The 14096-nt window shown below is 25.8% G+C and carries 16 protein-coding genes; 9 read left to right on the top strand and 7 right to left on the bottom strand.

Annotation, left to right across the window (positions count from 1 at the left end; genetic code table 11):
• Positions 1–119: 119 nt before the first annotated feature.
• A complete protein-coding gene (locus tag BN346_RS06025) occupies positions 120–725 on the bottom strand; it encodes a peptidylprolyl isomerase (protein ID WP_074432680.1) in 606 nt (201 codons plus the stop codon).
• 153 nt (positions 726–878) lie between these two features.
• Between BN346_RS06025 and BN346_RS06020 the strand changes: the two genes are divergently transcribed.
• A complete protein-coding gene (locus BN346_RS06020) occupies positions 879–1217 on the top strand; it encodes a DUF1622 domain-containing protein (RefSeq protein WP_040327258.1) in 339 nt (112 codons plus the stop codon).
• Between the two features lie 6 nt (positions 1218–1223).
• Here BN346_RS06020 and BN346_RS06015 read toward each other — a convergent pair whose 3' ends face one another.
• A complete protein-coding gene (locus BN346_RS06015; protein ID WP_040327257.1) occupies positions 1224–2450 on the bottom strand; it encodes an MFS transporter in 1227 nt (408 codons plus the stop codon).
• Positions 2451–3251: 801 nt separating this feature from the next.
• On the opposite strand from BN346_RS06015, the gene abc-f reads away from it, so the two are divergent.
• Positions 3252–5135 carry a ribosomal protection-like ABC-F family protein gene (gene abc-f, locus BN346_RS06010; RefSeq protein ID WP_040327256.1) on the top strand — a complete coding sequence of 628 codons (1884 nt, stop codon included), beginning with the start codon at positions 3252–3254 and terminating at the stop codon, positions 5133–5135.
• 51 nt (positions 5136–5186) lie between these two features.
• Here abc-f and BN346_RS21900 read toward each other — a convergent pair whose 3' ends face one another.
• The gene (locus BN346_RS21900; protein ID WP_187372127.1) at positions 5187–5324 is read right to left on the bottom strand and encodes a clostri-philic family protein; all 138 of its coding nucleotides are present in this window, start codon (positions 5322–5324) and stop codon (positions 5187–5189) included.
• 270 nt (positions 5325–5594) lie between these two features.
• Positions 5595–8129: a bifunctional lysylphosphatidylglycerol flippase/synthetase MprF gene (gene mprF / locus BN346_RS06005; protein ID WP_040327255.1), complete on the bottom strand. Its 2535-nt coding sequence runs from the start codon at positions 8127–8129 to the stop codon at positions 5595–5597.
• A 708-nt stretch (positions 8130–8837) separates the two neighbouring features.
• Between mprF and BN346_RS06000 the strand changes: the two genes are divergently transcribed.
• On the top strand, positions 8838–9791 hold the full coding sequence (locus BN346_RS06000) for a transposase (protein ID WP_040327254.1): 954 nt from the start codon (positions 8838–8840) through the stop codon (positions 9789–9791).
• A gap of 215 nt (positions 9792–10006) precedes the next feature.
• Here the strand turns inward: BN346_RS06000 and BN346_RS05995 are convergent, their stop codons facing one another.
• Positions 10007–10738 carry a class I SAM-dependent methyltransferase gene (locus BN346_RS05995; RefSeq protein WP_040327253.1) on the bottom strand — a complete coding sequence of 244 codons (732 nt, stop codon included), beginning with the start codon at positions 10736–10738 and terminating at the stop codon, positions 10007–10009.
• Positions 10739–10847: 109 nt separating this feature from the next.
• Here BN346_RS05995 and BN346_RS05990 point away from each other — a divergent pair, with 109 nt between their 5' ends.
• The 6 genes from BN346_RS05990 to BN346_RS05975 are packed head-to-tail and all read left to right on the top strand — an operon-like array spanning position 10848 to position 13209.
• Positions 10848–11294 carry a hypothetical protein gene (locus BN346_RS05990; RefSeq protein WP_051540085.1) on the top strand — a complete coding sequence of 149 codons (447 nt, stop codon included), beginning with the start codon at positions 10848–10850 and terminating at the stop codon, positions 11292–11294.
• A gap of 27 nt (positions 11295–11321) precedes the next feature.
• Positions 11322–11810, top strand: a complete 489-nt coding sequence (locus tag BN346_RS05985; protein WP_081770933.1) for a GNAT family N-acetyltransferase — start codon at positions 11322–11324, stop codon at positions 11808–11810.
• Positions 11811–11830: 20 nt separating this feature from the next.
• Complete coding sequence (locus tag BN346_RS05980) at positions 11831–12274, top strand: hypothetical protein (protein WP_040327252.1); 444 nt, start codon at positions 11831–11833, stop codon at positions 12272–12274.
• A 30-nt stretch (positions 12275–12304) separates the two neighbouring features.
• Positions 12305–12475 (top strand): hypothetical protein, encoded by a 171-nt coding sequence (locus tag BN346_RS21570; protein ID WP_158644460.1) that lies wholly within the window; start codon positions 12305–12307, stop codon positions 12473–12475.
• 32 nt (positions 12476–12507) lie between these two features.
• Positions 12508–12681 carry a hypothetical protein gene (locus BN346_RS21565; RefSeq protein WP_158644459.1) on the top strand — a complete coding sequence of 58 codons (174 nt, stop codon included), beginning with the start codon at positions 12508–12510 and terminating at the stop codon, positions 12679–12681.
• A gap of 21 nt (positions 12682–12702) precedes the next feature.
• A complete protein-coding gene (locus BN346_RS05975) occupies positions 12703–13209 on the top strand; it encodes an NUDIX domain-containing protein (RefSeq protein ID WP_051540083.1) in 507 nt (168 codons plus the stop codon).
• Positions 13210–13249: 40 nt separating this feature from the next.
• On the opposite strand, the gene BN346_RS05970 is transcribed toward BN346_RS05975, so the two are convergent.
• Positions 13250–13591: an SdpI family protein gene (locus BN346_RS05970; protein ID WP_040327251.1), complete on the bottom strand. Its 342-nt coding sequence runs from the start codon at positions 13589–13591 to the stop codon at positions 13250–13252.
• Positions 13592–13657: 66 nt separating this feature from the next.
• The gene (locus tag BN346_RS05965) at positions 13658–14020 is read right to left on the bottom strand and encodes an SdpI family protein (protein ID WP_034440495.1); all 363 of its coding nucleotides are present in this window, start codon (positions 14018–14020) and stop codon (positions 13658–13660) included.
• Positions 14021–14096: the final 76 nt, after the last annotated feature.

The following is a 14096-nucleotide window of genomic DNA, read 5'->3' as shown; positions in this document are numbered from 1 at the left end:
AGATTCACAATATTCATATCATGAATTTTCCTGTTATCTCTAATTTAAATTTTACTTTTAACGCTAAAAAAGCCACGAATAAAATTAAATTATTCATGGCTTTATATAAAATATAAATGTTATATAACTTTATGACCAGATTTTTTTCTTTCTTCAATTATATCGTTATTCTTTTTTACCATTTCTTCTTTTGTAAACCCTGGTAATTTTTCTGGCTCACCATACTCCACACCAAAAGTATCAACAGTCATTTTTTCAATAGCAACTTCTTCTGCAGCTTTATGAAAAAATCCCATTTCTATTGTTTTTATTTTACTTATTCTATCTACCTCATCCATTCCCTCTACAACTCGTCCAAAAGATGTAAATTTTCCATCTAATTGTGGTGTATCTACTGTTACAATGAAAAACTCACTATTTTCAGTATTAAATTCAAATCTTCCAAGACCTATAGTTCCTCTTGTAAATTTTAAATTATTATCTACACCATTTTCCTTACATTCACTTTTTATACTATATCCAAGAGTTCCTGTTCCATCATTATCAGGACATCCACCTTGAATAAGTTTATCATTTTCAACTCTCCAAAATAATAAACCATCAAAGAAACCTTTTTTTATTAACGCAATAAAGTTTTTAACTGACTCTGGTGCTTCACTAGGATACAACTCTATTTTTATTTCTTTACCATCTCTTATTTTCATGTTAACTATTGGATTTTTCATTTTAATCTGTCCTTTCTAATAAAGTTATATAATTTTCTAATTACATTATATACTAATATTGTTTTAATTCATAATTTTAAAATTATTTCTTTAATATATAAATTATTTTCTACACATAATAGCATTAATCAAAATTAAAGTTAGGTGAAATTTATGATTGAAAATATAATTGAACATTATCTCCCATTTATTATAAGTGCTTTAGAATTTATGGGTATAACAGTAATAACTATTGGTGGTTTTAAAGCATTTTATCATTACTTGAAGGGATTAATTTTAAAAGAAGAATATCCAGTAAAACATCAATTTGCAAATGCTATGGCTACGGGACTAGAATTTAAGCTGGGAGCTGAAATTTTAAAAACTGTTTTAATTAGAAGTTTAGACGAAATAGTGATCTTAGGTTCTATAATTCTTTTAAGAGCCCTTATGACAATTATAATTCAATGGGAAATGAAAAATGATGAAAAAACTAGGAGAGAAGAAAGATAATCTCCCTTAGTTTTTTCTTAGTAACTTATTAAATCTTAATAAATACATAAATACTGAACCTACAAGTACAACTATTGAAATCACCATCCAGGATGTTGTTACTCCATAACTTTCAAGCATATTCCCCATTATAAATGGTCCAATAGCATTTCCTGTTCCATAAATAAGTGGAATCACAGCATTTACTCTTCCTCTATGAGAAGCTGGTGTAAGATTAGTTATAAAAGTTCCACTATTAGTAGAAATAGCAACTTCTCCTAATGTCATTATAGCTATGGCCATAAAAAACATTGGAAGTATTTCTATAAATCCACATAACCCAAATGCAATAGCATACAAAAGCCCACCAAAAGATATTATCTTTAATATATCTATTTTTCTTGTGCACGCAGTTAATATTGGTGTCAATATTATAACTAATATTCCATTACATCCACTTAAAAGTCCAAAATATTTAGCACCCTTACTTCCAAAAATACTTCCAAGTTGTATAGGTATAGCAAATCCCCACTGAGAATATGCAAACTGGAAAGTAAGCATAATAAGTGCAAAGTATATAAGTATTGGTCTTTTTAAAAATACCTTAATAACCGATCCACTTTCTTCACTTTCAAATTCATCACTACTATTTTTTTCATCTTCATTTTTAACATGAGTTTCTTTAATAAAGATAGTTATAAGACTTAAAGATATTAGTGTTGTAATTGCATCTCCAATAAAAACTAGTGGAAGATAATTTTCATATAACAACCCACCTATTATAGGTCCTACAGAAAATCCTAAGTTAAGCCCCATATATATAAGTGAAAATGAAGCTTTTCTATTTTCCTTAGTTGTAATATCTCCAACCATTGAATCATATGCTGGATTTGCAAAAGAAGAAAAACAGGCTGCTACAATTATCATATACGCAAGTTTTTTAGACGGATTTATAAAACCACACACTATAAATAAAATTGACGCTATTCCTTGAAAAATAACTATAACTTTCTTCCTTCCAACACTATCAACAAGCTTTCCTCCAAGTATTATACAAGGAGCTTGAAGTATGGCTGCAAAGGTTACTAATGACCCTGCTTCCTTTACTGTTAATCCTATTTTTTGAGTTAATATTAAAGAAAGTAAAGGAAAAACAAATGCCCCAATGCAATTAATCATTTTACCAAAAAATAATATATAAACCTCTTTTGGTAGTCCCCTATATGTTTGTAATAAGTTTGTCTTTCTTTTCATGACATTCCCCCTGTGTCATTAATATTTTCTGAATTTTCTTTATTATACTTTTTCATTTTATTACTTTAAGTTTATAAAATCAACATTATCCTATTTCTAATGTATACTATACTAAAAATATGTATCTTAATTACTGTGTAATTTTAAAATAATTATGAATTTTCTTTGTTTTTGTTGATATTATTTGTATTTAGTTTTATACTGATTAATATAAATATATTATTTGTTAAAAGGAGGTGTAAAAATGAATACTCGCTTTATAGATAAGATGTCAAAAATTAGAGCTATATCTGTTAGAATCTCTGCATTTTTATGCTACTAACGGTATTACTATGCCTAATTTTAGATGTGTTATGAATAAAGCAAGTAGTTCATCTTTCACCGGTTAACCTTTTTAAATTTTTAAATGAAAATTTATCCGGGTAAGTATGACCTTGCCCGGATTTTTATATGGAACTCTAAGTTGATTTAAACTATAAATTTCAGATAAATAATAAAATCTTAGTATTATATAGTAAAACAATTTAAATTTATCTTTTTTACTGTAAAAGTCTTATTTTTAAGTTGCTGTTAAATATGTCTATTTTTAAATTAACAGTTTTAAAATAGATAATGTATTGTTTTTAATATTAAGATTAAAGTAATTAATTTTTGTTATCTTTTATTAGTTTTAATAATTTATAGTGATAAAGGTACTATATCTTTAATTCTTTCAACTTACTACTGAAATCCGGGCAATAAAATATAGTTTTATCTATATTTATACTTGCTCGGTTTTTATTATGTTAGGAGGATTTTAGAATGAGTGAATTATCATTAAACAATGTATCAAAATATTTTGGAGCTACCTTAGTTCTAAAAAATATTAACTTTGAAGTTTTTAAAGGAGAAAAAGTAGGCTTAGTTGGAAGAAATGGATGTGGCAAAAGCACTATTTTGAAATTAATTACAAAAGAAGAATCTATAGATAAAGGTGATATCATCATAAGAAAAGATGCTACTATTGGATATTTAAGACAAATACCACAGTATGATAAAAATCATACTGTTAGAGATATTTTGAATATAGCATTTAATGACATCTATGCTTTAGAAAAACAAATAAAATCTATAGAAAAAAGCATGAAAGATGCAAAAGGTATAGAACTTGAAAAACTATTATCAAAATATAGTAATTTACAAGAAAAATATGTTATATTGGGTGGCTATGATAAAGACGAAAAGTTTAGTAAAGTTTGTGGTGGCTTAAAAATTACAAATACGTTTTTAGAGAAAGATTTTGACACCTTAAGTGGTGGTGAAAAGACAACAGTAATGCTTGGTCAAATACTTTTAGAATGTCCAGATATGCTTTTATTAGATGAACCTACAAACCATTTAGATGTTGAATCCCTGGAATGGTTAGAATGCTATTTAAAATCCTATAGTGGATCTGTAATTATAGTATCTCATGACAGATATTTCTTAGATAATGTTGTGAATAAAATAGTAGAAATTGAAAACTTTGAGAGTACTGTTTATAAAGGCAACTATTCTAAATATATAAGTGAAAAAAATGAAAATAAATCAATTCAATTAAAACATTATAAAGATCAACAAAAAGAACTTAAAGATATGGAAGATGCATATAAAAGATTTCGTAAATGGGCTCAAGAAGGTGGCGGAGAAAAGTTTTATAAAAAAGCTGAAAATATGAGAAAAAGAATAGAAAGAATGGATAAAATAGATAAGCCAAATTTAAAAGAAAAGAATATGAATCTTTCATTTTTAGACACTGAACGTTCTGGAAATGAAGTAATAAAGGCTATAAATATAAGTAAATCCTTTGATGATAAATTACTATTTAAAGATGGTAATTTTCTTATAAGATATGAAGAAAGAGTTTCTCTTATAGGTTCAAATGGATGTGGCAAATCTACACTTTTAAAGATTTTATTAAATGATGAAACTTTAGATAATGGAGTACTTTCTTTAGGTGCTAATGTTAAAGTTGGCTATCTTCCTCAAATAGTTGAATTTGAAGATGAAAATCTAAATGTTTTAGATTGTTTTAGAGGAAATTTATATCTAAGAGATGGAGAAGTACGTGAATATCTATCGAAATATATGTTTTTTGGTGAAAGTGTATATAAAAAGGTTAAATCTCTATCTGGTGGTGAAAAAACTCGTTTGAAACTTGCTAAGTTGCTTTTTAATGAAGTTAATTTATTAATATTAGATGAACCTACAAATCATTTAGATATTGAATCTATTGAAAATCTTGAAAAGTCACTGCAAAATTTTAAAGGTACAATTTTCTTTGTATCTCATGATAGATACTTTATAAATAAAATTTCTACAAAAATAATATCTATAGAAAATAAGGCCTTTAATATTTATGAAGGAAACTATGATAATTATAAAACTATAAAAGCAAACCTAGTTGAAGAAACTCAAAAAAATTCTATAAAGAAAGAGAAGAAAACTAGACCTGTTAGGACAAATGTAAAAAAGAAATTGGAGAATGATACCTTAAAACTAGAAGATAAAATTTCTGTATTAGAATCTAAAATTCAAGAGTTAGAAAATTATATGCTTACATTAGGCCCTAATTATGAAGAAATAAATAAATGCTTTAGCGAAAAAGAAATTCTTCAAAATGAATTAGATGAAGTCTTAAATAAATGGGTAGAACTTTCTAGCTAATTAAAATAAATTTAAGGTGGCTTTTTAGTCACCTTAAATTTATTTACTAACTTATTCTATAGGTTCACCTTCAAAGTTTTCATATTCTGGAGGATTTTTAGAATTACCTACGTTATTTTGATTTTTATGTAGTTTTTGTCTTCTTTCACCTTTTTGTAGTGAATTGTTAGGTTTATGCTGTTTGCTCATAAAGTCTCTCCTTCCTTTAGGTTTAAATAAGCTTTTAGGTATTATACACTTTAACATTTATTCATTTATTTAACTGGAGGGCGTTATTATGGTAGTAGTTATTAGTGTAGCTTTAAGTTAAACTATTTTATGATTTATGTATTTTAATTTCTAATACCTAAAAGCTTAAAATTAGTTTTACCTTTTTAAAATTTTTGATACATGGATTTTTATTATAAAAATAGCTTTAACTTGAGAATTCATTTCAAGTTAAAGCTATTTAAAATTTCTTTATTTATCTGAATTTGGACTTTCTGCTACTAATTTAGCAAGATCTACAAGTGTTGATGGTAATTTAGAGCTTGCTGGATACGCTAAATATCTACCATGCCATGTTGGATCAAATTTTTCTTTATATCTTCTAAGTCCTTTAAAGCTATATATTTTATTTCCATAATTAAATACATATCTTCCCATTCTTTCTTTTACTTTTGAGAATTTATTCACTCCAACATTTGAAAGTGGTGCCATTCCTAAATTAAACTCCTTATATCCTTGTTCTTTTGCCCAATTAATAAATGAGTAAAAAACAGCATCCATTGTACCATTAGGTGGATTTGGAATTAATCTCATAAGATCTATTCCTACAGTTTTATTATCATAATTTGGCATAATAGTACCAAATGCTATTATTTCCCCTTCATATTTTACAATTCCAAGCGGTGCTAAATTTATATATTCTTCATTGAACCATCCTAATGAATATCCCTTTTCTTTTCTATCTCCTAACCATTTATCTGAAATTTCTTTTGTTTTTTCTAAAATTTCCTTATCAAATGGTGGATATAACATTTCGAATTCAAAAAGTCCTCTTTCAATTCTATTCTTTATATATCTAAGGTCTGCTTTTTTCTTTCCATTCAAATTAAAACCTTCTAATTGTACAAAGGCTTCTTCTCCTAACTTAAAGAAGTTAAACCCATTTTCATGATATATAGGAAGATTTTCCTCATTTATTTCATAAAATACTGGTGTCATGTGATATTTATCTGCAAATTTTCTAAACTCACTAATACCTTCTTTAAATAAACTTTTATCGCCTATTGGATCACCTAATGCTATCATCTTATCATCATATGTTTTAAATGCAATTAATACCTTTTTATCCATAGCATAAAAGAAATTCTTATCCTTTAAAAATAATAGATGTGTTTTACTGTTTCCTTCATACTTCTCTAGAAACTTCTTAAGTTCTTCTAAATCTTCATTATCTGGCATTTTTAACTCTAATTTCTTTAAACTTAAAAATTGAATCATAAAAACTATTATAAATAATATAAATAAGTACGTAAAAATAGCTTTGGGACTGTACATAAAATCTTCTATTAACGAATTATATCCTAATAAAGGCTGTCCATTATTTATAACTTTATATATAGCTAAATAAAACAAACTTATAAATAATATTGTTACAAAAGATAAAATAGCTGTCTTTATTTTCATTGAAGATTTTTCTCTATAAAAACTATCCTTTGCTAAATATAAAAGAAATGCTATTAAACTTAAAAATATTGCTTCTTCTATGTTGAAGCCTTTAAGTAATGTTAAAACTGCACCTACTATTAAAAGCACTTGTGTTGCTCTATATGCGCTTTTTACTTTATCCATTATCCCTTTTGAAAGTATTATTAATATAAATCCTATACCTGTTATTGTAACCTGTGAAAATTGCAATATAGGCGTAGACAAAAACTGATGCACTATTTTAAACCTATCAAGTAACATTGGTACTGTTGAAGTTACTAAAAGTAATGCTCCACAAAATAATGTTAATGCACCTAATGCCTTTATTCCAAATTCATTTAAGAATGCTAAATTCTTTTTATTTTTCTTTAAAGTTTTGGAATGTAAAAATTCTACTACCAATGCTGCCATAGATAAAAGCCATGGAATTATATAATAAAATATTCTAAAAAATAGTATTCCACTTAAAATACCTGGAGAACTTATTCCTAAAAGCTTAAATCCATATATACAAGTTAAATCAAATGATCCTATGCCCGCTGGTATAAAACTGCATATACTTACAGTTATACCCAAGCAGAATACACCTATACCTTCACTAAGTGTTACTTCCGGTACAAAATACTTTATTATCATTGCAAAAAATAGTCCTGCAACAAGCCATTCAGTTATTGCAACTGCTATCATTTTCATTTTTATCTTAATTGATACACTTGGTATAATTTTTCCCTCACATTTATTTTTAATATAAGGAATTTTATCTATAAACAAATAAAATGGTATATATAATCCAATTATTAATGATAAAATGAAAAACAATTTATTATTAAGTGTATATGCAAATTTAGAATTTATTAAAATTAGTCCTGAAAGCCCTGTAAGTGTAGTTAACCAAATCACAAAAGTCATCTTAAAAGAATCTTCACTTGAAACATCTTCCTTTTTATAGAAAGCAGTTCTAAGTCCACCAGCTGCAACTCCTCCAGCACCTATAAAGTTATTAGTAGTATTAGCAATCCATGATACCTTAAAAGTTTTGATTTTTCCTATATCTATACCTAGCTCTTTGCAAAGCACTAAATCATATAGTGTTGTTACTGCAAGTGCTGCTAACCCTAAAACAGTAAACCCCATAACCACTGAAACCTTCTGATTTTTTATAATGTCACCTAACTCTATAAAATTAATCTCATTAACATCATTTCTAAGTAGCATTAAAATAAATATTACTATGCTAAGTCCCATCAAACTTTTTAGCATAAGTATCTTATTTCTCCTACTAAAAATCTTTTCTTTTTTCAAAAATAACCACTCCTAAATATAATCTATTTTATCCCCTTTTAATCTAAAATCTATTTTACACTACTTTAACATTTCATATAATTGATTTACATTACAAATTCTTTACATTAAAATTACAAAATTGTAATCTCAAATTTACCAAACATTAATTAATAGACATATTATAATAGCTTGTTATAACTTTTTCTACATTTTAAATTATTTTTAAGGTTCTATTAAACTTTCTCAATTCTTCAATAATAATTATAACTTTAAAATCTACATTATTTCATAACAAATTCTTAATATTTTCTTAAGATTAATATATCTGTACATCTTACATTTTTAACTTATAAACGTAAACTTATTCCTAACTTTACTAACAACTTAAAAATTACTTTAATATCAACAATTGCTTTTTACACTATAATAAAAATATTACTTTCTAACTTTACTTATCATCGTAAATAACTTAAATTTTTTTAGATTATTTTTCCATATGCTAATCCAACATATTATACCATTTAAATTATAAATAAAATTTAATATTCTATTACAAAAGATTTAAATTTTATCTTTTGATTATCTTTTGATGACTGTCACCTAATTGATTATCTTTTATTCATTGATGACTGTCCCTAATTTATTCTTTATTTTGGTTGATTAAATATTTTCTAGAAGTCAATACTTTAAAATAAATAATTATATTTGTTTAAAGGAGATATTATTTTGGCACGTCATGCAAGAATAACTGATATAAATGGCATATATCATATAGTTATAAAACAATCTGATTCTAAACCACTATTTCCTAACGATACATATAAAGATGCACTTCTTGAAAAAATAACTGAAAGCAAAATAAAATATCAATTTATAGTTTATGCTTATTGCTTAATGGATACCCATGCTCATTTTATAATTGACTCAAACGGAGAAAAAATTTCAGATATAATGAAAAATATTAATCTCAGATATGCAAAACACTACAATAAAAATAAGAAAACAAACGGACCATTATTAAAAGAAAGATTTTTTAGTGAGCTAATAACCTCTGATGAATACTTACTTAAAGCCTCATTGTATATTCATGCTAATCCTAAAGATACCATAAGATTTAGTGCACAACCACAAGCTTATAAATATTCAAGTATGCGTTTTTACTTAGGTGAAAAAGATGAACTTGAAATAGTTGATACAAGTTTTATACTTAGCATTCTATCAAAAAAAATATACTATGCTACTGAATCATATGCTCAACTTTTTGAGTATACATTAGAACAAAATGCTAAACACTTTAAAGAATTAGACCTTTCTATAAAAATAAAACTTAAAAACAAAGAATTTAAAATAGACATTAATAATATAGAATTTGAAGTAACTCGAAACATCCTAAAAAGAGATTTTGAAACAGAACAAATAATTAAATTCATTGAAGAAGAAACAGGTATACTAAGAAGCTCATTTTTAAGCAAAAATACCCATGGTGTAAAACTTCCAAAGGCCCTTTTTGCATTATTATCTGGAATATATACAAGAAGAAGTACTTATGAAATTGCCTCTCTTCTTGGTGGAATGTCTATTGAACAAGTTAGTATGCTCTGCAATGATGCAATTCAATTAGTAATACATAACCCAGACTCCAAAAATATAATTCAAAAATTTTATAAGGAAAATAAATAGAAATTTTTTATACCCTAAATGTAACTACATAAATTTTTTTGAATTAAATTTTTCTACTTTAATACTTTGTTGTTGTACAAGCCCTATTTTTATAAATCTAAAATATACTTTTGTATAAAATTATATGTATTATTACTTGTCCAAATTTATTTTGCACAAAATATTTTTTAAATATAGGTTACAGTCACCAACAAATGATGACTGTAACCTATAAATCATATTTTCGTTGCAATAATTTTATATATAGGAACCTCCATTCCATTTGTTCTTGTTGCATATTCCTCTAATTTTTCCATTTCTTTTTTTATTCCATTTACAATGTCTTTATCTTCAAGTTTGTTTAGCATTTTATTTAATCTATTATTCGAAAATTCTAAGCAATTATCTCCTAAAAATTTAGATGAGTCCTTTTCCCATTCTATATCTTTAAATCCTTGAAGTTCTAATATTTTTGCTAATATATACGGATTAATTTCATTAAAATGACTGTCACCTAATAACATTGAAGTTGCTCTACGCAATTGCCATTTTCTTTTCCATACATATTCCATATCATTGGTTTCTATATCTATTGGGTATTCTTCTTCTATGTATAATACTCCATTTTCTTTTAAAACTTCATTAAATCTATTTATAGCTAAAGCTTCACTACCACATTTAGAGTTTATTGCACATAAAGTATAATTACAGACTAAAAAATCTATTGAATTATTTTCAATACCTTCAAGTATACAACCATCTGTTTTAATAAACTCTACTTGTACATCGTAATTTCTTATTTCCCCTTCTATTTTTTCAAAGTTATCATCATTTAAATCTGTAGTTACAAGTTTACATCCATTAAATTTGCTCAAAAATTTAGCAAGCTCTATTGTGGTTCCTCCCCTACCAGTTCCAACCTCCAACACAACTTTATTAGAAAAATCTTGACCATAAAAATTAATCATAAACACACCTCATTTCTATTTTAAATAAGAAAATATTGTCTTAATTTTCAAAATATACTACAATAGATATTGTACCATATTTTTCCGTATACTTTTGGGAGGTATTAATATGTTTTTTGATGAATCTTTAGTAAAAGATTATTTAATAAAATGGCAAGATATTTTAAGATTAAAAGATTGGGATATTAAATATGAACTTGTCGATGTGGAATGGCGAAAAAGTGGTGATATAAAAATTGATATGACTGACCGAAAAGCTATTCTTCTTATAAACACATTTAATCCTAAACAAACAAATTTAGAAGCACTCGTTATCCACGAACTTTTACATTTAAAATTATGGGGAATGGATCAAATGCTTGAGGGATTATTATATTCAGTGTTTGGAGAAGATGACTCCGATCCTAAGTTTAACTTTGCTTATACTGAATTCATGCATATATTAGAACCTACTGTTGAAGATTTAACAAAAAGCTTTTTAACTTTAGGTGGAGAAAATAAAGAAATTTCTTTTGGTCGTGTTCAAAAACTTGTAGATGAAGAATTAAATAGATAGCTAAAAAATTTATTTCTGAGGTATAAAATGAATAATATAAAACTAAAGAAAATAGTTACAAATAATAATGATGACTGTCACCAAATGAATTATGACTGTCACCTTACAAATCTTTTGAATAATGATAAAAAGCTGCAATTAGCTTTAGGATCTAAAAATATTAATATATCTATAGACGAATTTATTCATAGTAATTATGAATGGTGTAAGAATACAAATTCTGAATTATTTGCGATAGTTCTTAATGATGCTGCCATAGGCACAATTTCATTGAGTAAACAAGATATGGTTAATAAGAAATCACAAATTGGTTATTGGATAGGAAGCTCTTATTGGAATAATGGCTATACTACTGCTGCATTTAAAGAACTTTTAAATTATGCTAAATCTAAAAATATGAAATATGTCATAGCTAAAATCCAAGAAAGCAATATTGCTTCCATTAAAATTTGGCAAAATGTTGGCGCTGATATAAAGTTTAAAGAAAACTATTTTTATGTTGCATTAAATTTATAGAATACATAAAGGAGCTTTAAATGAAAAAGAAATATAAATATAATACTTTAATATTTATTGTTATTTTATTAATAATTTGTATTACATTTTTCAAAGAATTTAATAGATATTCAAACATTATAAATTTAACCTGGGATATAGATCTTCCAAGATGTTCAAAAGAAATATATGAAATTGATAGTGGTCCAAGTTTCCATGGTGATGGTGAAAGATATCATATACTTAAATATAGAAACACTAAAAAAGTTCATCCTACATTAAAATGGCAAGATAATAATAACCTTATTTTAGAAGATGACGTGAAATCAATTCTTAATAATTTGAATGTTCCAATTGAATATCATCCTAATTTTAATCATGACTACAAATTCTATTATATCTCTAAAGAAAATGACGGTTCAAAGATATATATGATTTTAGATGATAAAACTAATAACCTTTATACAATAGAACATTTGCAATGAATTTAAACTGGACAGGAGGTTTTAATATTAATGAATTTACTTATATTTATTATTAAACTTTTAACTATATATCTTGTTGTAAAATTAGCTATTATACATAGTATAAATAGCAATGTAAATAATTTTAAATATAAAATACGTGGTTTTGTTAGACGAGATATAAGTGAATTTCTTTGGGAAAAAAATAATAAAAAATTATAATTTTCAAATTGTAATTAAAGGAGGACTTAATTATGCTTTATTCTTTTAAATTATTATGTATACCTTTTGTAAAATTGTGTATTTTATATTTCGTAGTTAGATTAGCTATGTCTCATTGTATAAAAAGAAATATGACTGAATTTGAGCGGCTTATACGTAAATCAGTAAGACAAGTTTTAACTGAAACTGATTGGATTGATAAATAAATTTTTAATTAAGGAGTTTTTATGGAATATTTTGATATTTTAAACAAAGATGGAATACCTACTGGTAGAGTAGCCCCTAAAGGAACTGATGTTTTTAATGATGATTATTATTTAGGTGTGCATGCTTATTTGTATAACTCAAAAGGTGAATTTTTGCTTCAACAAAGGGCAAAAACGAAAGAATTTTTACCTGGTGGTTGGGATATACATATGGGTCATGTAATTGCTGGCGAAACTGGAAAAGAAGCTATTCTAAGAGAAATTCGTGAAGAACTTGGTTTAAATCTTAATGATATAACTTTTATTAAACGAGTATGCTGGGAAAAATACAATCACCTTATTGATATCTTTATCGCATGTATCGATGTTAATGTGCAAGATTTAGTTCTACAAAAATCTGAAGTTGATGATGTTAAATATGTTTCTAAAGAAGAAATGCTTTCCCTTATTAAAGAAATGGATTATAGACCAAAAGAATATCGAATTGCAATTAAAAATTATATAGAAAATGAAATTAAGATTTCTTAATATAAAAAATGGCGAGATTTCTCGTCATTTTATTAGATAATTATTTTCTACTACCATCTTTATTAAATATTCTTCTTAACTTAATTTCATCATAAACTATCATAAGTATAGATCCTACAACTAAAAATATCATTTGTATATTTAAATTAACTACATCATCAAGCCTTAATGTGAAATTTAAAATTCCTCCTATACTCATACTTACTATTCCAAATACACTCATGCTTTTGCCACCTTGTTTTTGAGCTTCATCCCAAGTATCTTGGTTTTTGTATGCCATATCCGTTCTATACCCTATAAAACTATTTATTTTTTTAGGTGGAAATTTATATAATATTAATCCACAAATAAAAAATACTATTCCTGTTAATAAAGATATCATACTTTAACACATCCTTACTTTTTTTAATATGTAATATTTCAAATACTACATGTTTCTAAGATTTTCTTAAACATTTTTATCAATATTTATTTTCCTACTACCATCCTTATTAAATATTTTTCTTAAGTGTATTTCATCACAAATTATCATAGTTACAATTCCTCCACTACAAATTAACATTTGTATGTGCATACTAAAAGTAATATTTTCCTTCATTGCAAACCATAAAATTGAACCTAAAACTATACTTACTAAGCCTAATATAATCATGCTTTTTCCACTTTGCTTTTGAGCCTCATCCCAAGTTTCTTGATTTTTTGATGACATAGGTGTTTTATATCCCAGTGTCCCATTTATATCGTTAGCTGGAAATTTACTTAGTACTACTCCAAAAATTAAAAATATTGCACCTACTAATACACATATCATTATTAACTACCTCAACTTTCAACTCTAATAAAAAGCAGTATACTATACATAAAAATTATATATACCTTTAATATGT

Origin of the sequence: Clostridium ihumii AP5, assembly GCF_000612845.1 — a bacterium.
Lineage (GTDB): Bacteria > Bacillota > Clostridia > Clostridiales > Clostridiaceae > Clostridium_J > Clostridium_J ihumii.
The sequence above is the reverse complement of the archived record's forward strand: the minus strand, read 5'-3'. Positions and strand labels throughout refer to the sequence as shown.